The organism is Nonomuraea fastidiosa (assembly GCF_042751225.1).
GTDB lineage: Bacteria > Actinomycetota > Actinomycetes > Streptosporangiales > Streptosporangiaceae > Nonomuraea > Nonomuraea fastidiosa.
Window position 1 is genome coordinate 1,554,182 of sequence record NZ_CP170570.1, and the last position, 25,051, is coordinate 1,579,232.

The window sequence follows — 25,051 nt, forward strand, 5'->3', positions numbered from 1 at the left end:
GCTCACCCTGCGTCGCCGAAGGATCACACTCTCGCACAGTCTCGCACGTTGTTACAGGCCGAGCGAGCTGACGACCGCCCTTTCGTCCACGACGCGCAGGGTGGGGTCGCCGAGCAGCCGCCGCGCCAGGTCGTACGGCGCCACGACCACGGTCGCCCGCCGCTCCTGGGCCAGCACCCGGCAGCCGACCAGGCTCGGCTCGTGCGCGACGACGACGTGGGCCCCCGCCGTCATCGCCAGGTCGATCGTGCGCAGGCCGCGGAACGGCTCGCTCACGGCGCTGATCACCACGTCGTCCTTGGCGACGACGAGACGGGTGGAGAGCCTGCGCAGGTCGGTGGCCAGCTCGGCGTTGTCGAGCAGCCGCACGCCGTCGAGCGTGATCGCGGGCCCGGCCAGCGGGCCGAACTCGACGGCCGCCGGCCCCACCAGGTCGCCGAACGGCCGGGCGCCCGCGACGGGGCGGAAGGAGAAGACCAGGTCGGCCTTGACCGCGGTGGGGTCGTAGCGGTCGTAGGTGATGAGAATGCGCGACTCGCCGCGGCCGCCGAGCACGGCGACGCCGCCCGCCCAGGCCACCGCGTGCACCGCCACCGGCAGCGCCGCGCCGAGCGGGACGTCGACGAGCACCCGCTCGCCGTAACGCAGCCCCTGCGCCTGCAGACCGGCCGCCGCTCTGGTGACCCGCCTGGCGAAGGCCGCGTAGGACAGCACCTCGCCGGTCCTGACGTCGCTCACCGCCGGCTGATCGCCCTGCATCGGTGCCGCCGCCATCACCAGCTCTGTCCAGGTCATGCCGCCAATCTAGGGATCCGGGCCGCACTTGCCATGCGCAGGAATGTGCAGGCCGCTATGTAGTCGCGGGGATCGGAGGCCGTCAGCGGCTCGCGCCGGTCAGCGGAGGGGATCAACTAGACTTAGGAGGTCGCGACTTCGCGCGGCCGCCCCCACGACACAGAGCGAGACGTCATCATGCCTTTGAACAGCCGCGACGACCTGCGGAACATCGCGATCATCGCGCACGTCGACCACGGTAAGACCACCCTGGTCGACGCAATGCTCTGGCAGTCCGGGGCCTTCCGCGCCAACCAGGACGTCGACGACCGCGTGATGGACTCCAACGACCTGGAGCGCGAGAAGGGCATCACCATTCTTGCGAAGAACACCGCGGTCAAGCACGGCGGCATGACCATCAACATCATCGACACCCCCGGCCACGCCGACTTCGGCGGCGAGGTCGAACGCGGGCTGTCGATGGTCGACGGTGTGGTGCTGCTGGTCGACGCCTCCGAGGGGCCGCTGCCGCAGACGCGGTTCGTGCTGCGCAAGGCGCTGGCCGCGAAGATGCCGGTCATCCTGTGCATCAACAAGGTCGACCGGCCCGACGCCCGCATCAAAGAGGTCGTCGACGAGGTCTACGAGCTGTTCATGGACCTCGACGCCACCGACGAGCAGATCGACTTTCCGATCGTCTACGCATCGGCCAAGGCCGGCCGGGCCTCGCTGCAGCGTCCCGCCGACGGCGGCATGCCCGACTCGGAAGACCTTGAGCCGCTGTTCGACATCATCAAGTCGACGATCCCGGCGCCCACCTACGACCCCAACGCGCCGCTGCAGGCTCACGTCACCAACCTCGACGCGTCCTCCTACCTCGGCCGTATCGCGCTGTGCCGCATCCACCAGGGCGTCATGCGCAAGGGCCAGCAGGTGGCCTGGTGCCGCACTGACGGCTCGATCCAAAAGGTGAAGATCACCGAGCTGCTGATGACGGAGGCGCTGGAGCGCAAGCCCGCCGAGGAGGCCGGGCCCGGCGACATCATCGCGATCGCCGGCATCCCCGAGATCATGATCGGCGAGACGCTGGCCGACCCCGACGACCCGCGCCCGCTGCCGCTGATCACGGTCGATGAGCCCGCCATCTCGATGGTCATCGGCACCAACACCTCGCCCCTGGTCGGCAAGGTCAAGGGCTCGAAGGTGACCGCCCGCATGGTGAAAGACCGCCTTGACAAGGAGCTGGTCGGCAACGTCTCGCTGCGCGTGCTGCCCACCGACAGGCCCGACGCCTGGGAGGTGCAGGGCCGCGGCGAGCTCGCGCTGGCCATCCTGGTCGAGCAGATGCGCCGCGAGGGCTACGAGCTGACGGTCGGCAAGCCGCAGGTGGTCACCAAGGTCATCGACGGCAAGGTGCACGAGCCGGTCGAGCGGCTGACGGTCGACTGCCCCGAGGAGTACCTCGGTGCGGTCACCCAGCTCCTGGCCGTGCGCAAAGGCCGCATGGAGCACATGACCAACCACGGCACCGGCTGGATCCGCATGGAGTTCGTGGTGCCGGCGCGCGGCCTGATCGGCTTCCGTACGGAGTTCCTCACCGAGACCCGGGGCACGGGCCTGGTGCACCACGTGTTCGACTCGTACGAGCCGTGGTTCGGCGAGCTGCGCACCCGCAACAACGGCTCGCTGGTGGCCGACAGGTCCGGCCCGGTCACCGCGTTCGCCATGCTCAACCTCCAGGAGCGCGGCACGCTGTTCGTCTCGCCCGGCACCGAGGTCTACGAGGGCATGATCGTCGGCGAGAACTCCCGGTCCGACGACATGGACGTGAACATCACCAAGGAGAAGAAGCTCACCAACATGCGCTCCTCCACTGCCGAGGAGACGGAGAAGCTGATCCCGCCGCGGGTGATGTCGCTGGAGCAGGCGCTGGAGTTCATCCGCGAGGACGAGTGCGTGGAGATCACGCCCGAGGCCGTGCGCATCCGCAAGGTCATCCTCGACGCCGCCACGCGCGCCCGCGCCGCGGCCCGCGCCAAGCGCTCCTGACGCAACCAGTGGCCAGGCGAGCCCGCGCCGCGTCTTTCTGACGCAGCGCGGGCCACGCCGAGCACTCCCGACACCGCCACGCGGGCCCCACGCCCGCGCAACGTGCGAGCGCTCCGAAGCAGCCACGCGGGCCCGCTCCAAGCGCCTCCCGACGCAGCGCGGACCCGTGCCCGAGTGCTTTTGGCGGAGCCGCCTCAGGTCCGCGCCGAGCGCTTCTGGCGGAGCCGCCTCAGGCCGGCGCCGAGCGCCCTCGAAGCGCCTTCACGAAAAATCCGCGTTTTGTCCTACTTAGGCGGGCAAAGTGCGGCTCTCGAGTAAGTGGCGGCGGTCAGTGCGATACCCCTTGCCACCTGCGATGACGTCATGCTTTTCCCGAGAAGCCGTCAAGTGCCGTTGTCATGGGAGCAGCTGTAATCACACCGTGACCCCATGACATAGAACAAACGCCTTTGCCGGAGAATCATCCCTTTGTGGGAAAGCTCCGGACTGCAATCGCGTTCGGGCTGGCTCTGGTGTCGTTGGGGGCGATCGTTTGGTGCACCGTCGCAGCCAGACCGGTAGCGGGACCCGCGCCGCCCGAGGACACCGCGGCGCCCAACCCGTGGGTGGCCGCCGCCGCCCGCGCCGACCCGGAGGTGGGCTGGGCTCGTACGGCGGCGACGGAGGTCACGATCGCCAGGGCGGCGGAGCGCGACCTGGAGCAGGTGCCCGAGGGCCGCATCGACCCCCGGCAGCGGCAGATCAAGGTTTCGGTCGTGCACCGGCTCACGATGGTCCGCGACGACCCGCTCATCGAGGCGCTGCGCCAGGGTGCCGGCTTCCCCGCCACGCTGCAGCAGGTCACCGACGCCGCGTTCGGCGCGATCAAGGTGGACGGCGCCGGCCTCGCGCCCACCACCCGCCTGACGCCGAGGCTCACCACGGCCGACGGGCGCACCACCGCCGAGTTCACGGTCACGCTGCTGCGCCAAGTCCGCACGGACGCGCTGCTGAAGCTGCACTTCGAGGCGCCGAACGCGGTCCCGCTCATCGTCACCGGCCGCTCCATCGCGGTGCTGCCCGGCGAATGGGCGGTGCTGCGGCTCGAAGGCATCACGCCTGAGCATGAGCGGCGGGAGCGGCTCGCGTTCACCGTCGGGGCCTATCCGGTGAGCATGACGCTGGCGCCCTCGTCGCATGGGTTCGCCGACGTGGCCGAGGCCGACGACTTCTCGTGGGCCACCGCGCTCGGCGTGCTGACCGCGATCGCGCTGACCGCCGTGCTGCTGCGCTCGCTAGGCGAGGGCTGGTGGTCGCGGCTGCCCAACAGGGAGCTCGGCGCAGGGCTGGCGGTGGCCGCCCCGGCGCTGCTGATCCCGATGTTCGACGAGGACTGGTCGGCGCTCGCGTACGTGATCCTCTTTCTCGCCGTGCCCCTGCTCGCGCTGCGGCATGCCGGACGGGTGATCCCGGCGAACCCGCCGTGGACCACCCGCGACCTGTTCATGGTCACCGGCGTGGGCGTGCTGCTCGGTCTCGGCATGCTGAGCTGGTCGTGGCTGCACGGGCAGCTCTCCGGGCAGCACCTGCTGGCGGGAGGTGCGGTGGCGGCGCTGGCGGCGGCGGGCGCGGCGGTCGCGTTCAGCGCGGACCTCGGGGTGCGGCCGGTGATCGTGCGGCTGGCGGTGCTGTCGGCCGAGGCCGCGATCGGGCTGCTGGCGCTGGCGCTGTGGCTGCGCGCGCTGCTGAACGGGGTGTATCCCCCTGACAGCGTCCGGCTGGTGCTGGCGCTGGGCTGGGCGATGATCCCGGTGGCGGCCATGGCCGTGGCGACCAAGCGGTGGAGCCGCCAGGTCGTCGTGGGTGCCGTGCTGATCGGCCTGCTCGTGCAGGGCTGGCCGACGGAGTGGCTGGACGCCGGGTCGTGGAGCCTCGCTGTCTCGCAGCCGGAGCCCGCCATCGGCAGCCTCACGCTCACCCCGCTCGTCCGCGGCGTGCTCGGCCTGCTGCTGCTCGGTTTCGTCATGCTGGTGCTGCGCCTGTGGCGGCTCGGCGGGCGGCCGGCGGCCGTGGACGACCCGGTCGCCGAGTCCACCATGATCGCCGTGCTGATGGTGCTGTACATCACGCCGGGAGGCAGCATCTCGCTGGCCGACATCGACGTCCCGCTGCCGCTGCTGGCGATCACCTCGCTGGTGGCCTGGGGCACCTCCCGCTGGCTGCTCAACGGGCCGCGCCTGGCCGTGCCCGAACCCGCCGACCAGCACGAGCACCGCAGGCTCGTCAGGGCCGCGCTGCACCGGCGGCTGCTGCTGGTCGCCGAGCAGGAGCTCTACCGGGCGGGACGCAACCGCATCGGCGCGGGCGAGCTGTCGATCCCCGAGTTCGAGCAGCAGCGCGACGCGCTCGAAGGGGCGATGAACCGGCACGGCAGCCATCCGGAGACCGCGTTCGCCACCTCGGCGGGCTGCACGCCCTGGCAGAACGCGGTGCCGGCGTTCACCGTCTGCCTGCTGCTCAGCCTGCCCTTCGCCATCGTGTACGGCTGGCCGGAGGGCGCGGACCTGACCAGCTTCGTCTTCGACGCCCGCTACCTGCTGACGCTGCCCGCGTTCGGCTTCCTGTACGGCTACTTCTACCCGCGCGTACGCGGCACCCAGCCCATGACCAAGGCGCTGCACCTGGCCGCCGCCGCGCTGCTCACCGAGCTGTCCGGCTACCTGTCGACGCTGGCCGAGCCCGACATCGGGGCCTTCGACAAGGTGCAGGTGGTGGCGATCGTGGTGGGGCAGGTGCTGCTGGTCTGCGTCGGCCTCGGGCTGTTCTGGGAGTGGCGCATCATGCACCTGGCAGGCGAGCCGTGGGCGCGGGTGCGCACGCTGCGCAGCGTGCGCAGCCTGGCCGCCCCTGCGCTGGCCGTGGTGCTCGCCGCCGGCACCACCGCCGCCTCGTCGGCCGCGGGTCAGACGGTGGACCGGATCCTGAAGGGCGACCAGATCACGGTCACCGCGCCCCGCTGAGCGGGCTCAGCGGCGGGGCAGCTCGCTGCCGCGCACGTGCGTGCACAGCCATTCCACCAGCGGGCCGAAGGCGCGCCATGCGCGCTCGACGCGCCCGCGCACCTCGGACGTGTGCACCCACGGCTCGGGCTCCCAGCGCACGCCCGCATACAGCGACCGATGGCGCAGCAGCTCGATGCGCGGGTGGTCGTCGTCGAAGCCCCTGGGCCGGGTCTTCAGCCGGTCGCCCATCAGCTCATAACCGGCGGTCTCCAGGCGCTCGGCCAGCGCCGCGAGCGGCTTGCCCGAGACGTCCTCGTCCACCGCCGCGCGGTAGCGGGCCACCTGGTCGGAGGCGCTGCTGTAGACGCCGCCCGCGACGAAGAGCCCGTCCGCGCTCACCTCGACGTAGTAGCCGATGCCGGGCATCAGGCCGGCGAAGGCCCCCTGATGCGTCTTGTACTGCGACTTGTCCTTGGAGAAGCGCACGTCGCGGTAGGGACGGAAGAGCCGGACCGCGCCGAACTCCGGCTCCAGCTCGTCGGCCAGCGCCTGCATGGGCGCCCGCACGGCCTCCTCATAGAGGTCTTTGTGCCGGGCGAAGTACGTCTTGGAGTTGTCCGCCTCCAGCCCCTCGTAGAAGATGAACGCCTCGTCGGGGAAGCCGGTGAAACCCATGACGTCAAGCCTGCCACGGGCCGGGGGCGGCTCAGCGCTCGGTGTACATCTTCCCCGGTGACGGGGCCCTGCCGTACAGCTCCGAGACCGTGACGAACGTGAAGCCCCGCTTGGTGAGGGTGTCGAGCACCTTGGGCACGGCGTCCACGGTGGTGCGGTGGATGTCGTGCATCAGCACGATCGAGCCGGGCTTGGCGTGTCCCGCCCGTTTGGCGACGATCTCGGTGACGCGGTCGCGCCAGTCGAGGGTGTCGAGGTTCCACAGGATCTGGGCGAGGCCCTCGCGCCTGGTCTCGGCGGCGACCCTGGCGTCGGTCGCCCCGTACGGCGGCCGCATCACCTGCATCCGCACCCCGGTGAGCCGCCGCACGATCTCCTCAGTGTGCCGCAGCTCCTGCTTCATCCGGTGCAGCGGCAGCGCGGTGAGCGGCGGGTGGCTCCAGGAGTGGTTGCCGATCTCGTGGCCCTCGTCGACGATGCGGCGGACGGTCCTGCCGCCCTTGTCGGCCGCCACCATCTGCCCGACGACGAAGAACGTGGCCCTGACGTCGCGGTCGCGCAGCAGGTCGAGCAGCCGGGGGGTGTGCTCGCCCGGTCCGTCGTCGAAGGTCAGGGCCACGCACTTGAGCTTGGCGCAGTCGAAGTTCCTGCTGCGCGGCCAGCCCGCCTGCATCGACCTCAGCCGCTTGGCCAGCGCCACCGGGTCGAAGGCGCCGAGCCTCATGGGTGTGACGTCCACGTGCTGGTGCTGACGCCGCGCCACCGAGTAAGTGACGCAGCTCGCCAGCGCGAGCAGGGCCAGCGGCAAGGCCCATACGCGCATGCTTCCCCCCGAAACGCCGCATGCGGGGGCCTATGGATAGTCCTGGACCGGCACCCCCCGCAGTTCCCTGGCCAGGTCGTCCCACCAGAGTGGGATATCGGCCTGCAATTCCTGGAAGCGGCGCGCCACGCGCATGGCACATCCAAGCGGATCCGTACCCAGATGCCGACGTTTCACCGGTCCTTCCTGCCACCGGTAAAAACCATCTCTATAACGTACGACCAGCCCGATCCACACCGAGATGGTCGCACCGTCGCCTATCTCGTAAGCGCTGGTGACGCCCAGACCGTGAAGCTCCGCCTGGAGCTTCTCGGTCGCCGCGCGGGCCTCACTCACACGTCACCCCCTGCCGACGTCGAGCGCGCCGGCCGCGGGACGCGGTCGCCGCACACCAGGGGTGTACCCAGCCACGGGCATGAGCCGTCCAAGCCATGGAGTAATCATGAAACTCCGCCGGGTCACGCGGAGGGGTTTCGCGCTTATAGATCACGCGTCCGGCGCAGGCGTCTCGTTCAGGTGTCGCCGGCGGTGCGCGGCTCGGCCACGGCCATGATGAACCTGAGCTCGGCGTCGCCCTGGTTGGCGTAGCGGTGCGGCCGGTCGGCGGTGAAGAGCACGGCGGCGTCGGTGCCGACCACGTGGCTCTTGCCCGCCACGATCAGCGTCAGCTCGCCCTCCAGCACGGTGAGCATCTCGCGGGTGCCCGGCGGGTGCGCGTCGCCGTCGTGGTGCTGCCCGGGGCTCAGCCGCCAGTCCCACAGCTCCAGGATCATCGGCATGTCGGCGCCGACCAGCAGCCGCGCCCGGCCCTCGCCCTGGTCGAAGGTGACGACGTCGTCCTTTTGCACGACCCGCACCATGGGCACGTCGCCGACCTCGACCAGGCGGGCGACGGTGACGCCGAGCGCGGAGGCGATCCGGGTGAGCGTGGACACGCTGGGGTTGGTGCGCCCCTGCTCGACCTGGACGAGCATGCCCCGGCTCACGCCCGACCTGGCGGCCAGCGCGTCGAGGGTGAGCCCGCGGTGCGCGCGCTGGGCGCGCACGTTGTTGGCGATGGCCTGGGTGATGAGCTCGGGGTCCTCCATGCAGTGCAGTGTAGTGAATGGGTAGTGCAGCAGGATGTACTCTGTGCATTGCACTAATAGTGCAATACATTGATCCGAGGAAGGACTCCCCCTGGTGACGGTCATCCTGGCGACCGCCTGCGCCATCGTTTACGGCACCGCCGACTTCTTCGGCGGCCTGGCCACCCGGCGCTCGCGGGTGCTCTCCGTCGTCGTGCTCTCGCAGACGGCGGGCCTGGCGCTGATCCTCGTGCTGCTGCCGCTGCTGCCCGGCGCGTACGGCACCCTCGCGCTCTCCTGGGGCCTGGCCGCCGGGCTCGCGGGCGCGGCCGGGCTGGTGCTGTTCTACCGGGCGCTGGCCACGGGCGTGATGTCGGTGGTGGCCCCCACCACGGCGGTCACCTCGGCCGCGCTGCCGGTGGTGTTCGGCCTGGCCACCGGCGACCGTCCCGGCGTGCAGGCGCTGGTGGGCGTGGCGCTGGCGCTCGGCGCGGTGCTGCTGGTCAGCCAGGAGGGCAAGGGCGGCGGGCAGGTCACGCCGCGCTCGGTGCTGGTCTCGCTGGCGGCGGGGGCCGGGTTCGGCGGGTTCTTCATCCTGCTGTCCATGGCGCCCGACGACTCCGGGCTGTGGCCGCTGGTCGGCGCCCGGCTGTCGTCGGTGTCCGTCGTCGCCCTGCTGGCCCTGCTGACCGGGCGCGGTCTGCGGCCGGGCGCGGGGTCGCTGCCCGTCATCGTGGCGGCGGGCGTGCTCGACATGACGGCCAACGTGCTCTACCTGCTCGCCCAGCGTGACGGCCTGCTCAGCCTGGTCGCCGTGCTCGTCTCGCTCTATCCCGCCAGCACGCTGGTGCTCGCCAACCGGGTGCTCGGCGAGCGTCTGCGGGCCGTCCAGATCGCCGGCGTGGTGTGCGCGCTGGCCGCGGTGGCGCTCATAGCCGTTGCACAGCACTCCTAGCCTTGCTACGTTCCGCCTGTGCGCCCTGCCCGGGCACGTTCCGTTGACGGATCGTTGAGGCACGTCGCGGTGCCGTACGACTCCGAGGAGTCCTTCGTGACCCTCACCGTGCCGCGCGTGCGTTCCGCGCTGGACGAAGGCAGGCAGGTGCTGGTCGTCACCGGCGCGGCCAAGCTCGGCCTGCTGACCGCGGCGCTCGGGCCCGACGCCGCCCGCATCGACAGCCGCTCGCCCGCCGCCTGGTACGCGCATCCGTACCGGATGCTCGCCGCCTGCCACGACTACACCCGCGGCCGCAGCACGCTGGTGATCGCCGAGCCGTCCTGGACGGGCATGAGCGAGCGCGACATCAGGGAGCTGATCCGCTGCGACTCGGTGATCAACGCGGCGCTGCACCGCGCCGCCGCGATCGTGATGTGCCCGTACGACGTGCGCCGGGCCCCCGAGCCCGTGGTGGCGTACGGGCCGGTCATCCACCCGGCCCTGCTCGGGGCCGACGGCGAGGTGACGAGCACCCGCTTCGTCCCCCCGCACGACCTGGTGCTCGACGGCGACCACGCACCCCTGCCCCCGCCCGCGCCCGACGCCGAGAGGTTCGGCTTCACCGGCCGCGAGCTGAAGCGGCTGCGCCGGACCGTCGGCGACTACGCCAGGGCGGCGGGCATGGACCACGACCTCGTCACGTCGCTGGTGATCAGCGTCTCGGAGATCGCCGCCAACAGCGTCGAGCACGGCGCGGGCCACGGCACGGTCGCGATGTGGATCAGGGACGGCGAGCTGATCTGCGAGAGCTCCGACCCGGGAGGCGCGCTCGACGACCCGTTACCCGGCTACATACCACCAGAGCCCGAATCCCCACGGGGATACGGGCTCTGGATCAGCAGACAACTGTGCGATCTGGTGGACCTGCGCGCGGAGGACGGTGTGTTACGGGTCCGCCTCCACCTGAGGGTGGAGCGGTAGTCAGGCGGCCCGCTGCGCGGGCAGGCGCACGGCGCCCTCCTCGCGGGCGTACTCCTCCAGCATGGCCCGGAGCTGGCGGCGGCCGCGGTGCAGCCGCGACATGACGGTGCCGATAGGCGTGCCCATGCGCTCGGCGATCTCCTTGTACGCGAAGCCCTCGACGTCGGCGAGGTAGACGGCCACGCGGAAGTCCTCGGGAAGGGAGCGCAGTGCGTTCATGACGACGTTGTCCGGCAGGCGGTCGAGCGCCTCGGTCTCGGCCGAGCGCAGGCCGGTGGAGCTGTGCGACTCGGCGGCGTGCAGCTGCCAGTCCTCGATGTCCTCGGCGGCGGACAGCTTGGGCGAACGCTGCTTCTTGCGGTAGTCGTTGATGAAGTTGTTGGTGAGGATCCGGTGCAGCCACGCCTTGAGGTTGGTGCCCTCGCGGAACTGGTGGTACGACGTGTACGCCTTCGCCACCGTCTCCTGCACCAGATCCTCCGCGTCAGCGGTGTTACGGGTCAGGCGCATGGCGGAGGCGAACAGCTGCGACGTCACGGGCACGACGTCCCGCTCGAACCAGTCCTGGCGCTGCTCATCGGTCATGGTGATCAATTCATTCCCCCTTGCGCTATCCCCCGTTTCGGCACAAGCCGCCTGACGGCGGTTCCATCCTCGCAAGCCCTTGGTAAGGGGGGCGTTAGAGAGGTTCCGCTTCGATCAGAAGGGGGGTCATCGTCCATCTGCTCGCGGCGTGCGTCACGTCCACGGCGGGACAAGTCTCATTATCATAACACTACCCACCCAAAATCATAGGAATAGTGGCGAGAGTCACATGGGATAGCGTATGGCCATGAGATTCGTGGACCGGCATGACTCGGGGACACGCCGCTGGGTGGCGGAGGCCATACGCAAGGTCGAGGCCGACGCCAACCGTAGTTGCGACACACACCTGCACGTCTTTCCGCTGCCCCCGCACTGGGGCGTAAACCTTTATCTGAAAGACGAATCGGTGCATCCAACCGGATCTTTGAAACACCGGCTGGCCCGCTCCCTATTCCTGTACGGCCTGGCCAACGGCTGGATCGGCCCCACCACCACGATCGTGGAGGCGTCGAGCGGATCCACCGCCGTCAGCGAGGCGTACTTCGCCCGGTTGCTCGGTCTTCCCTTCATCGCGGTCATGCCCGCCTCCACGTCGCCGGAGAAGTGTCATCTCATAGAGTTCTACGGCGGAAAATGTCATTTGGTTGACGACCCGCGTGCGATCTATGACGAATCTCACCGTCTGGCCGCGGAGACCGGCGGCCACTTCATGGATCAGTTCACTTACGCCGAGCGGGCCACCGACTGGCGCGGCAACAACAACATCGCTGAATCGATCTATTCACAGATGTCCATGGAGCCCTACCCCGAGCCCGCCTGGATCGTGGTAGGCGCGGGCACCGGCGGCACATCGTCGACCATCGGCCGCTACATCCGCTACCGCCGCCACGACACCCGCCTCGCCGTCGTCGACCCCGAGGGCTCGGCCTTCTATCCGAGCTGGGTGGACGGCGACCTCACGGTCACCGCCCCCGGCTCCCGCATCGAGGGCATCGGACGTCCGCGCGTCGAGCCCTCGTTCCTGCCCTCGGTCATCGACCGCATGATCGCCGTGCCGGACGCCCGCTCGATCGCCGCCCTGCACTGGACCCGCGAGGTGACCGGGCTCGACGTCGGCGGCTCCACCGGCACCAACATGGCGGCGTGCGTGCAGCTCATCGAGGAGATGCGCGCGGCCGGGGAGCGGGGCAGCATCGTGACGCTGATCTGCGACAGCGGCGACCGGTACAGGGGGACGTACGGCAACCCCGCGTGGCTGGCGGCCAACGGCCTCGACATCGAGCCGCACCTGGAGGAGCTGCGCAGGTTCATGAACAGCTAGGGCACTCGGAACCGGCCGGGCCTTCTCGATGAGGGCGGCGGCCGGTTCGTCAGCGGCGGCTAGGACGTCTTGGCCGGATCGACGCCGAAGATCTCGGCCACGTCGTCCAGCATCGCGTGCGCCCCCTGGATGCCCACCGCGGTCATCCACGTCAGGTCGCTGACCTCGTGCTTCTTCCCCTTGAGCTTGGCCCACAGCGGGTTGCCGACGAACTTCTGCTTCGGCCCGTCGGAGGCCGGGTCCGGATAGGTGGCGACGAAGATGTGGTCGGCGTCCAGGTCGGCGATGCGCTCCTGGCTCACGTTCACCGCGATCGCGTCCTGCGCGGTGGGCTGGCCCTCGGGGCGCGGGAAGCCGACGTCCTTCAGCACCACGCCGGAGTAGGAGTTCTCGACGTACAGGCGGGTGGTGGGCTCGCCGGCGAAGCGCACGATCGAGATGGTGGGCAGCTCGCCCTCCTTCTCCTTGATCTCCCGCCCGATGGCGGCGGCGCGCTCCTCGTACGCCTTGATCCGCGCCTCGGCGAGGTCCTCCTTGCCCAGCGCCTGGCCCATGAGCCGGAGGTTGTCCTTCCAGATGGCCCCGGTGGTCTCGCTGAACACGGTGGGAGCGATCTTGGACAGGCGGTCGTACAGGGCCTCGTGCCGGACCTTGGCCGAGACGATCAGGTCGGGCTTGAGCGCCATGATCTTCTCAAGGCTGGGCTGCTCCAGAGTGCCGACCGACGTGGCCTCCTGGCCGTACCGCTCGACGACCGGGCCGAGGTAGCCGGGCAGCTTCGTCTCGATCGACCGGTACGTGGTGTAGCCGACGACCGGCGTCTCCAGCGTCAGCACCGCGTCCACGAAGCTCTGGTCGAGCGCCACCACCCGCTTCGGCCGCGCGGGGATGACCGTCTCGCCCATCGCGTGCCGCACGGTCCTGAACGGCGCCGCGCTCTTCGAGGCGTCCCGCGCCGATCCGGCGCCTGCGCCCTCCGCCGAGCCGCAGGCGGCCAGTGCCGCCAGCAGGACAGCGCCGACCAGCACGCGCAACGGTCTCATCAGATCCCTTTCCCCGAAGTAAGGTAAGCCTAAATTAGGTTAGCCCTGCCTAACCTGGCATACTTCAGCGGGATCGGGCAAACGTCAGGAGGACTCGGGTGAGCGTTTCCGCCGTCGCCCCGCGCCTCCACGGCATTCAGCGGCGCCGGCTCGGCGTGCTGGGCGTGCTGCTCGCCGCCGTGGCGATCGGCGTCCTGCTGAGCATCACGATCGGCTCCAAGTCGGTGCCGCTCGCCGACGCCTGGCACGCGATCACCGCGCCGACCGGCACCGAGAACGACATCGTCATCCGATCGCTGCGGCTGCCCAGGACCGCGCTCGGCGTCATGGCCGGCATCGCGCTCGGCGTGGCGGGCGCCCTCATGCAGGGCCACACCCGCAACCCGCTCGCCGACCCCGGGCTGCTCGGCGTCACGCAGGGCGCCGCGTTCGCCATGGTGTCGTCGATCATCCTGCTCGGCACGTCCAGCCTGCTCGCCTACATCTGGTTCGGCCTGGCGGGCGCGCTCGTGGCCAGCGTCGCGGTCTTCGCGCTCGGCATGGTGGGCGGCAGGGGCGGCCCGACCCCCGTCACGCTGGCCCTGGCGGGCACCGCCGTGAGCGCCCTGCTGTACGCGCTGACCTCCGCCATCGTGCTGCTCGACGAGCAGGCGATGGACGTCTTCCGCTTCTGGCAGGCCGGCTCCATCGCCGCCAGGGGCGCCGACGTGGCCTGGCAGGTGCTGCCGTTCATCGCGGCCGGCCTGGTGCTCGCGATGGTCAACGCCCCCGGGCTCAACGCGCTCTCACTCGGCGAGGACGTGGCGAGGAGCCTCGGCCAGAACGTCGCGAGGACCCGCGCCATCGGCGTCGCCGCCGTCACCCTGCTGTCCGGCGCCGCCGTGGCCGCCTGCGGCTCGCTCGCGTTCGTCGGCCTCATCGTGCCCCACCTGGCCAGGCCGCTGTCCGGCACCGACCACCGCTGGCTGCTGCCGTACTCGGGGCTCATCGGCGCGGCCCTGCTGCTGGTCGCCGACGTGGTCGGCCGGGTCGTCGCCCCGCCCGGCGAGCTGGAGGTGGGCGTGGTGCTCGCGCTGCTCGGCGCGCCCTTCTTCGTCGCCCTGGTACGCCGCAGAAAGCCCGTACGCCTGTGATGACCACACTCCCCCTGCGACTCGGCGGCCTGTCCTGGCGGCTGCGGATGCGCGGCGTCGCCGTCACCGTCACGGGCGCCGTGCTGCTCGCCCTGCTCATGGCGCTGAACATGCGCATCGGCGACATCGAGATGACGCTGCCCGAGGTGATCTCCGGCACGTTCGACGCGGGCAGCCCCGCCCACTTCGTCATCATGGAGCTGCGCCTGCCGCGCGCGCTCACCGGCGCCCTGGTCGGCGCCGCGCTCGCGCTGTCCGGCGCCATCATCCAGTCCATCGCCCGCAACCCGCTCGCCAGCCCCGAGATCCTCGGCGTCACCACCGGCGCGTCGGTCACGGTCGTGGCCGGCGTGGTGGCGAGCGGCAGCGTGTACGGCGGCGTCAGCGGCCTGCTCGCCACCCTCGGCATCCCCGCGCTGGCCCTGCTCGGCGGCCTGATCGGCGCGGCCATCGTGTACGGCCTGGCCTGGCGGCGCGGCCTCGACGGCTACCGCCTGGTGCTGGTCGGCATCGGCGTGGCCGCGGTGTTCACCAACGTCAAGTTCTGGCTGCTGACCGTCGGCGACGTCAACGACACCGGCCGCGCCATGGTGTGGATCAGCGGCTCGCTCAACGGCCGCGGCTGGGAGCACGTCGTGCCGACCGGGGTGGCGCTGGCCGTGCTGGTGCCGCTCACCCTGCTCGGCACCCGTTCGCTCGACGCGCTGCGCTTCGGCGACGACACCATCACCGCGCTCGGGGTGCGTACGAACCTGGCCAGGGCGCTGATGATCCTGGCCGCCGTGCTGCTCGCCGCCGTGGCCACCGCCTCGGCCGGGCCGATCGCGTTCGTGGCGCTGGCCTCGCCGCAGATCGCGCTGCGGCTGGTCCGCTCGGGGCAGCCGCCGCTGCTGTGCTCGGCGGTCGTCGGCGCCGTGCTCACCACGGCCGCCGACCTGATCGCGAGGTCGCTGTTCTCCCCCATCGAGTTGCCCGTCGGCATCGTCACCGCCGTGCTGGGCGCACCGTACCTGATCCACCTGATCTGGAGGTCGCGAAAGTGAGACTGCAGGCCGCCGACGTCAAGCTCGGGTATGGCGACCGCCTCATCGTGGACGGGCTCGACCTCGGCATCGAGGCGGGCACGGTGACCACCATCATCGGCCCCAACGGCTGCGGCAAGTCCACGCTGCTGCGCGCGCTCGGCCGGCTGCTCAAGCCGCAGGGCGGCGAGGTGCTGCTCGACGGCAAGCGCATCGACAAGATCCCCACCCGCGAGGTGGCCAAGGTCCTCGGCGTGCTCCCCCAGTCGCCCACCGCCCCCGAGGGGCTGACGGTCGCCGACCTGGTGGCCAGGGGACGCCACCCGCACCAGACGTGGTACCGGCAGTGGTCGTCCGACGACGAGGGCGCGGTCGCGGCGGCCCTGGACATGACGGGCCTCGCCGACCTGGCCGAGCGGCCGCTGGACGAGCTGTCCGGCGGGCAGCGGCAGCGGGCGTGGATCTCCATGGCGCTCGCCCAGGGCACCGACCTGCTGCTGCTCGACGAGCCGACCACGTTCCTCGACCTGGCCCATCAGGTGGAGGTGCTCGAACTGGTCAGGCACCTGCACGAGGAGGGCGGCCGTACGGTCGTCATGGTCCTGCACGACCTCAACCTGGCCGCCCGCTACGCCGACCGCCTGGTCGCCATGCGCGCCGGCCGGGTGATCGCCTCCGGCACCCCGCACGAGGTGCTGACCGAGGAGCTGCTGCGCGAGGTTTTCGAGCTGGACGCCAAGGTCATCCCCGACCCGGTGGCCGGCACCCCGCTGGTCGTCCCGATCCGCCCGCTCTCCCACGCGTCCTGACACCGCCGGACCGCTCGGCCCGCCGTCACAGGAACCCTTGGGCGCCCCCCGGCGGCGCGTCAGGCGTCGCCGAGCTCCGACAGCGCCGCGCGCACGTCCGCGTCGTCCGGGTCCAGCTCCGCGGCCCGCAGCAGGTCCTGGCGCGCCTGCTCGGCCAGCCCCGCCGCCCGGTACGCCAGCGACCTGTTGTAGAGCAGTTCGGCCGTCTCTCCCAGCTTCAGCGCCCGGGTGAGATCCGACACCGCCAGCTCGTTGTCGCCGCGTTCGAACGCGAGCTCCGCCCGTCCCGCCCAGGCCGCGACCAGCTCGGGGTCGATCTCCAGCGCCCGGTCGAAGGCCAGCCGCGACTCCGGGTAGCGCTGCTCGGCCAGCTCGACCTGCCCGAGCACGCACAGCAGGTAAGGATCCTCAGGGGCCAGCGCGAGCCCGCGCTCCACGTCCTGCCGCGCCCGCACGTAGTCGCCCGCGGCGACGTGCAGGCCGCAGCGGTTGACATAGGCGGGGGCGAAGTCCGGGTCCAGCTCCAGCGTGTGGTCCAGGTCGGCGCGCGCTCCCGCCAGGTCGCCGGCCGCGTAGCGGACCTCCGAGCGGTTGTAGTACGCCTCGGGGAACGGCGGGCTGAGCCGCATCACCGCCTCGTAGTCGGCCAGGGCCTCGTCCGAGCGGCCCATGGCGTGCAGCAGGTTGCCCCGGTCGAGGTAGTAGTCGGGGTAGCCGGGGTCGGCCGCGATGGCCCTGTCGTAGTCGGCCAGCGCCTCTTCGCGCCGCCCGCCGAGCGCCAGCAGCTGTCCCCTGTTGGCGTACAGGATGAGCCGGTGGATCGGGTGCTCGTCCTGGAGGTGCGTCTCGGCCAGCTCGATCGCCTGCTCGACCAGCTCCATGGCCGCTTCCCTGCGGCCTCTGCGCAGCTCGACCAGGGCCTTGCCGTTGAGGTCGAAGCCCAGGTGGAAGGCGCGCTCACGGGGGTCGGGCAGCAGCGAGGTGATGGTGACGGCCTCGTTGATCCACGACAGCGCCTGCTCCGGGTCGCGCTGCGCCGGGTCGTGGTGGCGTACGAGGATCATGGCGGTGGCGTACGCGATCGTGGCGCGGTGCTTGGGGTCGGTGCTCAGCCGCCTGGCCCTGTCGTACAGGTCGTGGGCCTCGTCCTCGCGCTCGATCGCCTCCAGCGCGGCGGCGACCCGCTGCACGAGGAGCTGCCAGCGTTCGGGGTCGTCGTCGTACGCCAGCCCGCGCAGCACCTCCAGCCCCGACTCCGCCATGGCGTGGTGGAAGCCCTCGTCGCGGTAACGGCCGAAGTCGGCCCGCAGCGGCCCGCTGCCCGGCGCCGACGGGCCCTCCTCGATGCGCAGCAGCTCGGGGTCGAGCCGGCGGCGCAGCACCTTCACCAGCTCGCTGTCGGTGTAGTCGGCCTCGCCGAGGTTCGTCACCCGCAGGGTGAGCGGCCCGGCGGCGGTCAGGTAGTCGCGCACGAACTCGGCCAGCCCGTTGGCGATGCGCAGGCTGCGCCGTGCACCCGGCACGAGCACCCGCTGCGCTCTGGGCAGGTCGTCGGCCAGCGAGCGCCTGCGCGCGGGCACCGCGGCGCGCAGCGCGGGCGCCGCCGCCCTGATCTCGATGTCGTGTGCGGCGACCAGGTCCGGCGCGGTTTTCAGCGCACCGGGAACGAGCCGCGCCAGCAATGCCGCGGCCAGCGTATACGGCCCGCCGATCCGGCGGTCCGCGTCAATGAGGATCGTCTCCACGTGGATCGTTCTGCCCTGGCCGGCGCCCCCACCGAGACGCCGGCCCCGCAGCTCAGGCGCTGTGCCTCGGAGCCGCCGCAGCGGTCGGCTTCACAGTTCCTGGCCGGTGGACGACGATCTTCTTCATGAGCGGCCTTTCACGTACCAAAGCGATCCAACGATCTTTGATGACGATATATGTCAACACATGAAAAAGAGGTCGATCAAGGCTTATCTGGTAAGGGCTCCTTCACGAATATTTACGGCGTAACCGTAAATCATTCGCCCAAAATGGCGTCCACGAAGACCTCGGGGTCGAACGGCGCGAGGTCGTCGGGCCCCTCGCCCAGCCCCACCAGCTTCACCGGAACGCCCAGCTCCCGCTGCACCGAGATGACGATGCCGCCCTTGGCGGTGCCGTCGAGCTTGGTCAGCGCGATGCCGGTGATGTTCACCACTTCGGCGAAGACCTGGGCCTGGCGCATGCCGTTCTGGCCGGTGGTGGCGTCGAGGACGAGCAGCACCTCGTCGACCGTGGCCTTCTTCTCGATGACCCGCTTGACCTTGCCCAGCTCGTCCATGAGGCCGGTCTTGGTGTGCAGCCGGCCCGCGGTGTCGACGATGACCACGTCGGCCTTGTCCTCGATGCCCCTGGCCACCGCGTCGAACGCCACGGACGCCGGGTCGCCGCCCTCGGGGCCGCGCACGGTGTCGGCGCCGACCCGCTCGCCCCACGTCTGGAGCTGGTCGGCGGCGGCGGCGCGGAACGTGTCGGCCGCGCCCAGCACGACCTTCTTCCCGTCACCGATGAGCGAACGGGCGAGCTTGCCCGTGGTGGTGGTCTTGCCGGTGCCGTTGACGCCCACGACCAGCACGACGGCCGGCCGCTCGCCGTGCTTCTGCACGTGGAGCGTGCGGTCGAGGTCGGGGCCGACCTGGGCGAGCAGCTGCTCGCGCAGCAGGCCGCGCACCTCCTCATGGCTGCGGCTGCCCAGCACCTTCACCCGGGTGCGCAGCTCCTCCACTATGGCGCGGGTCGGAGCCACCCCCACATCGGCGGTGATCAGGCGCTCCTCGATCTCGTCCCAGACCTCGTCGTCGAGGTGGTCGCGCGACAGCAGCTCGAGCAGCCCGCGGCCCAGCGCGTTCTGCGAACGGGCGAGCCGCGAGCGCAGCCGCACCATGCGGCCCGCAGACGGCGGCGGCACCTCGACCTCGGGCGCCTTGACGACCGGCTCGGCGGGCTTGGCCGGAGGCGGCAGCGTGGTGGTCGCGCCCTCGGCCTCCTCACCCGCGCCGGCGGGCTTCTTCTCGCCCTCCTCCGGCAGCACGGGGGCCTCCGGCGGCTTGACCGGCGGCGCAGCCTTGCGGCCCGGCCTGAACAGCAGGAAAAGACCGCCGACCGCCAAGATGGCGACGACGGCCACGATCACGATGACGCCGAGGTAATCCACAAGATGTCAGTTTTCCAGATCGAACGGCATGGTCACGCACAAGGCCACACCGATCAGGCGGACCGGCGCCCGTCGAATCGCCGCCCGGCCACCGGCTCAGACCGGCTCACGCCCTCCGGAACCGCCGCCCGGCCACCGGCTCAAGCCGACTCACACCCCCTGAGCCTCAGACCGACTCACGCGCTGAACCTCAGGCCGACTCGCGCTCCCTGAGCCGCTGGCTGACCACCTGCGTCACGCCGTCGCCCCGCATGGACACGCCGTAGAGCGCGTCGGCGATCTCCATCGTGCGCTTGTTGTGGGTGATGACGATGAGCTGTGAGCTTTGTCGCAGCTCCTCGAACAGCGTGAGCAGGCGCTGCGTGTTGGTGTCGTCGAGCGCCGCCTCGACCTCGTCCATCACGTAGAACGGCGACGGCCGCGCCTTGAAGATGGAGATCAGGAACGCCACCGCCGTCAGCGAGCGCTCGCCGCCCGACAGCAGCGACAGCCGCTTGACCTTTTTGCCCGGCGGCCTGGCCTCGACCTCGACGCCGGTGGTCAGCATGTCGCTGGGGTCGGTCAGCACCAGCCGGCCCTCGCCGCCGGGGAAGACCCGGGTGAAGATCTGCTCGAACTCGCGGGCGACGTCCTCGTAGGCGGAGGCGAACATCTGCTCCACCCGGTCGTCGACCTCCTTGACCACGGTCAGCAGGTCGCGCCGGGTCTTCTTGAGGTCTTCGAGCTGGGAGTTGAGGAACGCGTGGCGCTCCTCCAGGGCCGCGAACTCCTCCAGCGCGAGCGGGTTGACCTTGCCGAGCTGGTTCATCTGCCGCTCGGCGGCCTTGGCCCGCTTCTCCTGCTCCTCGCGTACGTAGGGGACCGGCGGTTCGCCGGGCACCGGCACGTCGGGGCCGTACTCGGCGATGAGCGCCTCGGCCTCGACGCCGAACTCGTCGAGCGCCCGCTGCTCCATCTGTTCGAGCCGCAGCCGCTGCTCGGTGCGCGCCATCTCGTTGCCGTGGACGCGGTTGGTCAGCTTGTCGAGCTCCTGGCCCAGCTCGCGCACGCGTACGCGGACCTGCTTCAGCTCGGCGTCGACCGCCACCCTGGCCAGCTCGGCCTCGTCGCGCTCGCGCTCGGCCAGCGCGACCGAGTCGTTCAGCGCCGTCAGCACCCTCCTCGCGCCCTTGGCGACGGCGTCGGCGAGCGCCGCCTGACGCCTGCGCCTGGCCCGCTGAGCGGCCGCCTGGGCGCGTTCCTCGCGCTCCCTTCTCGCGGCCCTGAGCAGGCCGTCGGCGCGGCCCTCGATGCCCTTGACGCGCTCCTCCGCGGTGCGCACCTGAAGGCGGGTGTCCATCTCGCGCTGCCTGGCCGCCTCGCAGGCGCTCGCCAGCTCGTCGCGCAGGTCGGTGGTGGGCTCGGACTCCAGCTCCTGGGCGTATTCGGCCTCGGCGAGCCGGACCTCCAGCTCGGCAAGCTCCTCCAGGCGCTCGGCGCGGGCCGCCTCCGCCCTGGCCACGCTCGCGGTCAGGCGTTCGGCCTCCTGGCGCGCGGCGTCGGCGGCGGCCTCGATCTGCGCGAGCCGCCTGGCCGCCGCGGCGCTCGCCTGGTCGGCCTCGCGCTGGCGGCCCCTGATCTGGTCGAGCGTGCCCTGTGCGGCGCTCACCCCTGCCTGGGCGGTGGTGAGCGCGGTCTGCGCCTCGCTGACGCGGGCCTCGGCGGCCTCAAGCGCGGCCTGGGCGGCCTGCTCGGCGGCGACCGCCTCGTCCAGCGCCACGGCGCTCTCCTCGGCCCTGGTCTCGGCCGCTTCGAGGTCGGCGAGCGCCTCGTCGAGCGCGGCCCGCACCTGAAGCACGGAGGTGCCGCCGGTGGATCCGCCGGTGGCCACGTGGGCGCCGACGACGTCGCCCGCCCTGGTGACCGCGCGCAGCTCGGGGTGGCGTTCGACCAGGGCGCGGGCGGCGTCGAGGTCTTCGGTGAGCACCACGCCGGAAAGCACGTGGTCGAGCGCGGGCCGCAGGTGCTCCGGCACCGTCACCAGGTCGGCCACCCACCGGCCGCCGCCCGGCGCCTCGCCGCGCGCACCGCCGTTCGCGCCGTTGGCGAGCGCCACGAGCAGCGTCGCCTGGCCGGTGCCCTGCGTACGCAGCAGCTCAAGGGCCTCAACGGCGGTGTCGAGCGTCTTGACCGTGATGGCCTCGGCGACCGGGCCGAGCACGGCGGCCACGGCCTGCTCGGCCCCCGGCGTCACCTGCATGGAGGCGGCCAGCGGCCCCAGCACCCCGCCCAGATCGGCGTCCAGCAGCGCGGCGCCGCCGTCGCCCTTGGCCAGGCTCAGCTCCAGTGCGTCGCGGCGGGCGGCCAGCGCGGCCACCTTGCGCTGCGCCTCCTGGTCGGCGGCGCGGGCGCTGCTCACGCCCGCCTTGGCCGCCTTGAGCGCGGCGCGGGGCGCTTCGAGACCGGCCTTGGCCTCCTCGACCGCCGCGCGCGCCTCGTCGGCCACCGCCCTGGCCTCCTCGACGGCGGCCTGCGCCGCGGCCAGCTCCTCGGCCAGCGCGGGGTCGGCGGCCGGCACCTCCTGCCGCTGCGCCTCCAGCTCCTCCCTTGCCCGGCGCTCGCGCTCGGTGGCGTCGGCGACCGCCTGGGTGAGCCGGCCGATCTCTTCTTCAGCGGCCCTGGCGCGGCTGCGTACGGAGTCGACCTGGCCGCGCAGCTTGGCCAGCCCCTCGCGGCGGTCGGCGGCGGCCCTGGCGGCCAGCGCGAGCCGCTGCTCTTCGGCGGCCAGCTCGGCCTCTGCCGCCGTCCGCGCCTGCACGGCCTCTTCCAGCAGCTCCTGCGCCTGCTCCAGCTCGGCCCTGAGCAGCTGCTCGCGCTCGCGCACCTCGGCGGCCTCGCGCTCAAGGTCTTCCGGGTCGCGGCCGCGCCGCTCGATGGAGGCGGCGTCGAGCGCGTGGCGGTGGCGCTCCATGGCGAGCTGTTCGAGGCCGGTGATGCGCTCGCGCAGCGAGGACAGCCTGAAGTACGTCTCCTGCGCGGCGGCCAGGCGCGGCTGCGTCTCGGCCTCGGCCGCCTCGAGTGCCGCCTCGCGCTGCTGTGCCTCGGCCAGCTCGGCCTCGACCTGCTGCCGCCTGGCCATGATCGCGGCCTCGTCGGCGGCCTCGCGCTCCAGCTTGGCCCGCAGCGTGCACACGTCGTCGGCGAGCAGCCTGAGCCTGGCGTCGCGCAGGTCGGCCTGGATGACGGCGGCCTTACGGGCGATCTCGGCCTGCCGGCCCAGCGGCTTGAGCTGGCGGCGCAGCTCGGTGGTGAGGTCTTGGACGCGGGTCAGGTTGGCCTGCATCGCGTCGAGCTTGCGCAGCGCCTTCTCCTTGCGCTTGCGATGCTTGAGCACGCCCGCGGCCTCTTCGATGAAGGCGCGGCGCTCCTCGGGGCCCGCGTGCAGCACGGTGTCGAGCTGGCCCTGGCCGACGATGACGTGCATCTCACGGCCGATGCCGGAGTCGGACAGCAGCTCCTGGATGTCGAGCAGGCGGCAGGTGTCGCCGTTGATCGCGTATTCGCTCTGCCCCGACCGGAACATCAGCCGGCTGATCGTGACCTCGGTGTAGTCGATGGGCAGCGCGCCATCGCTGTTGTCGATGGTCAGCGTGACCTCTGCGCGGCCGAGCGGCGGCCGGTTGGCCGTGCCGGCGAAGATGACGTCCTCCATCTTGCCGCCGCGCAACGACTTGGCGCTGTGCTCGCCCATGACCCAGGCCAGGGCGTCGACGACATTGGACTTCCCGGAGCCGTTGGGGCCGACCACGCAGGTGATGCCCGGCTCGAAGCGGAGGACGGTCGCCGAGGCGAAGGACTTGAAGCCGCGCAGGGTGAGGGTCTTCAGATACACGAGCGCGACCCCCCTCTCCCCGGAACGGACTCGGAAAAGCCTACTGGTCCGAAGGGCCGCGAGTGGGCATCATGGCCGGGACCTGGTCTCCGGGGTGAGGTGTGGGGTGAGGTATGAGGCACGTAACAAGGGACGCCTCATCGAGACGTCCCTGGGTCTTGCGCTCCGATCACTCTCAGGTGAGTGCCGGCTCGCGCTCCTGCATGCGGCTTAGTGCCTCGTCGCGGGTCTGCGCCGCAAGAGCGTCATTGGTGGCCTGGAGTCGGATGAGTTCTGCCTCCAGGTCTCGTATGCGCTGCTGCAGGCGGCGCATTTCCGAGACCATTCGAGGGTCAGGACCGCCGACGTGGCCGAGTAGAGCCTTCGCCATGGTAAAGGGTCCTCCACGCTGAGTGACCAGACTGGTTCGCGCACTTCTATTCCGCGGGAGGGGTGCGCGTGGTACCTAACAAGAGTCGCACCGGCAGTGTGGGCGGTCAAGTCGATCGAACCGCTGAGCCCTACTGATGGGCACTCCCGACATACAACTATACCCTATTTGGGCGGTTTAGCGAAACGAGCTACCTTTCCACAAACCCCCCCAAACTACCTCGGGGTTCGCTCCAGCGTTCTACTACTCCATCCACTCTGCCCGGCGTGTCGCAACCTCTGAGCTGCTCCAGCAGCTTGACGCACGCCTCGCGCGGACCCTCGGCGACCACCTCGACGCGGCCGTCCTCCATGTTGCGTGCCCACCCGGTGAGTCCGAGCTCCAGCGCTCGCGACCGGGTCCACCAGCGAAAGCCCACGCCTTGCACCCGGCCCCGCACCCAGGCGGTCAACCGGGCGTCCGAACCGCCGTCAGACATCCGCACTCCTCCATGCCGCAGTCACGCTGAGTGATCAGGCCACCAGGACGGGCGCCGCGTTCGCATGGGCGACCGCCGCCTCGTTGAACGCCCTGACGGCGGCCGTCTCGCCCGCCTTCGTCCAGGCCAGGCCGAGTATCGAGGCGCGCAACCCGGTGACCGGTACGAACACGACGTCGGCCCGGGGATACTGAGCCGCCGTGGGCGTGCAGAAGAGCATGCCGCCGCGGTTGAGCGCCACCTGGGTCAGGCCCTCCTGCGTGGTCGCCACCTTACCCGCCAGCGGGATCTTCCTCCCGGAAGGGGTCGCCGACGGCGCGATGCGCTCCTGCCAGCCGCGCGGCGCCGGGCCGTCCAGCCCGATGAGCGGGATCGAGGCCAGTTCCTCCGCCTCGATGACCGCCCGCTTGGCCATCGGGTGGCGTACGGACAGGCCGAGCCGGTAGGAGACGCGGTTGAGCGCCTCTCCCGTAGCCAGGTCGGGCTCGTCCACGGGCAGCAGCGTGAACGTGATGTCCACCTCGCCGGCCCGCAGCTTGCCGAAGGGGTCGGACAGCGGGATCTCGACCAGCTTGACCACGCTGCCGGGGTTGCGCCGCTCGTAGGCGCGTACGCTGCCCGCCACCAGCTCGGTCGGCGTGGCCAGGAAGCCCACCCTCAGCTCCCCCGTCACCCCTCTGGCCGCCGCCCTGGCCCTGCTCACCGCCTGCGCCAGGCCGTCGAAGGAGGGCCGCAGGTCGGCCAGGAACCGCTCGCCGAGCGGCGTCAGGCGTACCCGCCTGCTGGTGCGCTCGAACAGCCGCCCGCCGATCCTCGACTCCAACGAACGTACGAGCTGGCTCACCCGGCCTGGCGACAGGTACAGACGCTCGGCCGTACGCGCGAAGTGCAGCTCCTCGCTGAGGACGACGAAGCACTCCAGCTCCCTGAACTCCATGCGCCCCTCCCCGGGCG

General features: G+C 71.2%; 21 protein-coding genes. 8 read left to right on the top strand and 13 right to left on the bottom strand.

What is annotated here, in order from left to right; all coding sequences use genetic code 11:
• Positions 1-51 precede the first annotated feature (51 nt).
• Positions 52-795, bottom strand: coding sequence for an AMP-binding protein (locus ACFMQL_RS07000; RefSeq protein WP_364058812.1), 744 nt, complete (start codon positions 793-795; stop codon positions 52-54).
• A gap of 177 nt (positions 796-972) precedes the next feature.
• Here ACFMQL_RS07000 and typA point away from each other — a divergent pair, with 177 nt between their 5' ends.
• Positions 973-2,823 carry a translational GTPase TypA gene (gene typA, locus ACFMQL_RS07005; protein ID WP_364058815.1) on the top strand — a complete coding sequence of 617 codons (1,851 nt, stop codon included), beginning with the start codon at positions 973-975 and terminating at the stop codon, positions 2,821-2,823.
• A gap of 470 nt (positions 2,824-3,293) precedes the next feature.
• Positions 3,294-5,822: a hypothetical protein gene (locus ACFMQL_RS07010; RefSeq protein ID WP_364058818.1), complete on the top strand. Its 2,529-nt coding sequence runs from the start codon at positions 3,294-3,296 to the stop codon at positions 5,820-5,822.
• A 6-nt stretch (positions 5,823-5,828) separates the two neighbouring features.
• On the opposite strand, the gene ACFMQL_RS07015 is transcribed toward ACFMQL_RS07010, so the two are convergent.
• The 4 genes from ACFMQL_RS07015 to ACFMQL_RS07030 form a co-directional block, all read right to left on the bottom strand.
• A complete protein-coding gene (locus tag ACFMQL_RS07015) occupies positions 5,829-6,479 on the bottom strand; it encodes a DUF2461 domain-containing protein (protein WP_378784985.1) in 651 nt (216 codons plus the stop codon).
• A gap of 31 nt (positions 6,480-6,510) precedes the next feature.
• On the bottom strand, positions 6,511-7,302 hold the full coding sequence (locus tag ACFMQL_RS07020; RefSeq protein WP_364058824.1) for a polysaccharide deacetylase family protein: 792 nt from the start codon (positions 7,300-7,302) through the stop codon (positions 6,511-6,513).
• Between the two features lie 30 nt (positions 7,303-7,332).
• Positions 7,333-7,638, bottom strand: coding sequence for a hypothetical protein (locus tag ACFMQL_RS07025; protein WP_364058827.1), 306 nt, complete (start codon positions 7,636-7,638; stop codon positions 7,333-7,335).
• Positions 7,639-7,814: 176 nt separating this feature from the next.
• Positions 7,815-8,390: an XRE family transcriptional regulator gene (locus tag ACFMQL_RS07030; protein WP_364058830.1), complete on the bottom strand. Its 576-nt coding sequence runs from the start codon at positions 8,388-8,390 to the stop codon at positions 7,815-7,817.
• A gap of 94 nt (positions 8,391-8,484) precedes the next feature.
• On the opposite strand from ACFMQL_RS07030, the gene ACFMQL_RS07035 reads away from it, so the two are divergent.
• Both ACFMQL_RS07035 and ACFMQL_RS07040 read left to right on the top strand, forming a co-directional pair.
• Positions 8,485-9,324, top strand: a complete 840-nt coding sequence (locus ACFMQL_RS07035; protein ID WP_364058833.1) for a DMT family transporter — start codon at positions 8,485-8,487, stop codon at positions 9,322-9,324.
• Positions 9,325-9,378: 54 nt separating this feature from the next.
• The gene (locus ACFMQL_RS07040) at positions 9,379-10,287 is read left to right on the top strand and encodes an anti-sigma factor RsbA family regulatory protein (RefSeq protein WP_378784986.1); all 909 of its coding nucleotides are present in this window, start codon (positions 9,379-9,381) and stop codon (positions 10,285-10,287) included.
• Here the strand turns inward: ACFMQL_RS07040 and ACFMQL_RS07045 are convergent, their stop codons facing one another.
• Positions 10,288-10,872 carry a sigma-70 family RNA polymerase sigma factor gene (locus ACFMQL_RS07045; RefSeq protein WP_364058839.1) on the bottom strand — a complete coding sequence of 195 codons (585 nt, stop codon included), beginning with the start codon at positions 10,870-10,872 and terminating at the stop codon, positions 10,288-10,290.
• 247 nt (positions 10,873-11,119) lie between these two features.
• On the opposite strand from ACFMQL_RS07045, the gene ACFMQL_RS07050 reads away from it, so the two are divergent.
• Positions 11,120-12,193: a PLP-dependent cysteine synthase family protein gene (locus ACFMQL_RS07050; RefSeq protein ID WP_378784987.1), complete on the top strand. Its 1,074-nt coding sequence runs from the start codon at positions 11,120-11,122 to the stop codon at positions 12,191-12,193.
• A gap of 59 nt (positions 12,194-12,252) precedes the next feature.
• Here ACFMQL_RS07050 and ACFMQL_RS07055 read toward each other — a convergent pair whose 3' ends face one another.
• Complete coding sequence (locus ACFMQL_RS07055; protein ID WP_378784988.1) at positions 12,253-13,236, bottom strand: ABC transporter substrate-binding protein; 984 nt, start codon at positions 13,234-13,236, stop codon at positions 12,253-12,255.
• A gap of 98 nt (positions 13,237-13,334) precedes the next feature.
• On the opposite strand from ACFMQL_RS07055, the gene ACFMQL_RS07060 reads away from it, so the two are divergent.
• The 3 genes from ACFMQL_RS07060 to ACFMQL_RS07070 are packed head-to-tail and all read left to right on the top strand — an operon-like array spanning position 13,335 to position 16,200.
• Positions 13,335-14,369 (top strand): FecCD family ABC transporter permease, encoded by a 1,035-nt coding sequence (locus ACFMQL_RS07060; RefSeq protein WP_378784989.1) that lies wholly within the window; start codon positions 13,335-13,337, stop codon positions 14,367-14,369.
• Complete coding sequence (locus ACFMQL_RS07065) at positions 14,369-15,412, top strand: iron chelate uptake ABC transporter family permease subunit (RefSeq protein WP_364058851.1); 1,044 nt, start codon at positions 14,369-14,371, stop codon at positions 15,410-15,412. Before ACFMQL_RS07060 ends, ACFMQL_RS07065 begins: the two co-directional genes overlap by 1 nt.
• On the top strand, positions 15,409-16,200 hold the full coding sequence (locus tag ACFMQL_RS07070; RefSeq protein ID WP_364058854.1) for an ABC transporter ATP-binding protein: 792 nt from the start codon (positions 15,409-15,411) through the stop codon (positions 16,198-16,200). The genes ACFMQL_RS07065 and ACFMQL_RS07070 overlap by 4 nt, the downstream gene beginning before the upstream one ends.
• A 59-nt stretch (positions 16,201-16,259) precedes the next feature.
• Here ACFMQL_RS07070 and ACFMQL_RS07075 read toward each other — a convergent pair whose 3' ends face one another.
• From ACFMQL_RS07075 to ACFMQL_RS07100, 6 genes are all read right to left on the bottom strand, one after another.
• Positions 16,260-17,945 carry a tetratricopeptide repeat protein gene (locus ACFMQL_RS07075; protein ID WP_378784990.1) on the bottom strand — a complete coding sequence of 562 codons (1,686 nt, stop codon included), beginning with the start codon at positions 17,943-17,945 and terminating at the stop codon, positions 16,260-16,262.
• A 257-nt stretch (positions 17,946-18,202) separates the two neighbouring features.
• Complete coding sequence (gene ftsY, locus ACFMQL_RS07080; RefSeq protein WP_364058860.1) at positions 18,203-19,378, bottom strand: signal recognition particle-docking protein FtsY; 1,176 nt, start codon at positions 19,376-19,378, stop codon at positions 18,203-18,205.
• Between the two features lie 190 nt (positions 19,379-19,568).
• Positions 19,569-23,249 carry a chromosome segregation protein SMC gene (gene smc / locus ACFMQL_RS07085; protein WP_378784993.1) on the bottom strand — a complete coding sequence of 1,227 codons (3,681 nt, stop codon included), beginning with the start codon at positions 23,247-23,249 and terminating at the stop codon, positions 19,569-19,571.
• A gap of 175 nt (positions 23,250-23,424) precedes the next feature.
• On the bottom strand, positions 23,425-23,619 hold the full coding sequence (locus tag ACFMQL_RS07090) for a hypothetical protein (RefSeq protein ID WP_090938435.1): 195 nt from the start codon (positions 23,617-23,619) through the stop codon (positions 23,425-23,427).
• Between the two features lie 190 nt (positions 23,620-23,809).
• Complete coding sequence (locus ACFMQL_RS07095; RefSeq protein ID WP_364058866.1) at positions 23,810-24,097, bottom strand: acylphosphatase; 288 nt, start codon at positions 24,095-24,097, stop codon at positions 23,810-23,812.
• A gap of 34 nt (positions 24,098-24,131) precedes the next feature.
• Positions 24,132-25,034, bottom strand: a complete 903-nt coding sequence (locus tag ACFMQL_RS07100; RefSeq protein WP_378784995.1) for a LysR family transcriptional regulator — start codon at positions 25,032-25,034, stop codon at positions 24,132-24,134.
• Positions 25,035-25,051 lie beyond the last annotated feature (17 nt).

Bases quoted from the DNA above. Each gene is read 5' to 3' on its own strand.
- typA (WP_364058815.1), top strand. From the start codon at position 973: ATGCCTTTGAACAGCCGCGACGACCTGCGGAACATCGCGATCATCGCG.
- ACFMQL_RS07095 (WP_364058866.1), bottom strand. From the start codon at position 24,097: ATGTCTGACGGCGGTTCGGACGCCCGGTTGACCGCCTGGGTGCGGGGC.
- ACFMQL_RS07065 (WP_364058851.1), top strand. From the start codon at position 14,369: ATGACCACACTCCCCCTGCGACTCGGCGGCCTGTCCTGGCGGCTGCGG.
- ACFMQL_RS07100 (WP_378784995.1), bottom strand. From the start codon at position 25,034: ATGGAGTTCAGGGAGCTGGAGTGCTTCGTCGTCCTCAGCGAGGAGCTG.
- ACFMQL_RS07015 (WP_378784985.1), bottom strand. From the start codon at position 6,479: ATGGGTTTCACCGGCTTCCCCGACGAGGCGTTCATCTTCTACGAGGGG.
- ACFMQL_RS07045 (WP_364058839.1), bottom strand. From the start codon at position 10,872: ATGACCGATGAGCAGCGCCAGGACTGGTTCGAGCGGGACGTCGTGCCC.
- ACFMQL_RS07020 (WP_364058824.1), bottom strand. From the start codon at position 7,302: ATGCGCGTATGGGCCTTGCCGCTGGCCCTGCTCGCGCTGGCGAGCTGC.
- ACFMQL_RS07030 (WP_364058830.1), bottom strand. From the start codon at position 8,390: ATGGAGGACCCCGAGCTCATCACCCAGGCCATCGCCAACAACGTGCGC.
- ACFMQL_RS07090 (WP_090938435.1), bottom strand. From the start codon at position 23,619: ATGGCGAAGGCTCTACTCGGCCACGTCGGCGGTCCTGACCCTCGAATG.
- ACFMQL_RS07055 (WP_378784988.1), bottom strand. From the start codon at position 13,236: ATGAGACCGTTGCGCGTGCTGGTCGGCGCTGTCCTGCTGGCGGCACTG.
- ACFMQL_RS07050 (WP_378784987.1), top strand. From the start codon at position 11,120: ATGAGATTCGTGGACCGGCATGACTCGGGGACACGCCGCTGGGTGGCG.
- ACFMQL_RS07000 (WP_364058812.1), bottom strand. From the start codon at position 795: ATGACCTGGACAGAGCTGGTGATGGCGGCGGCACCGATGCAGGGCGAT.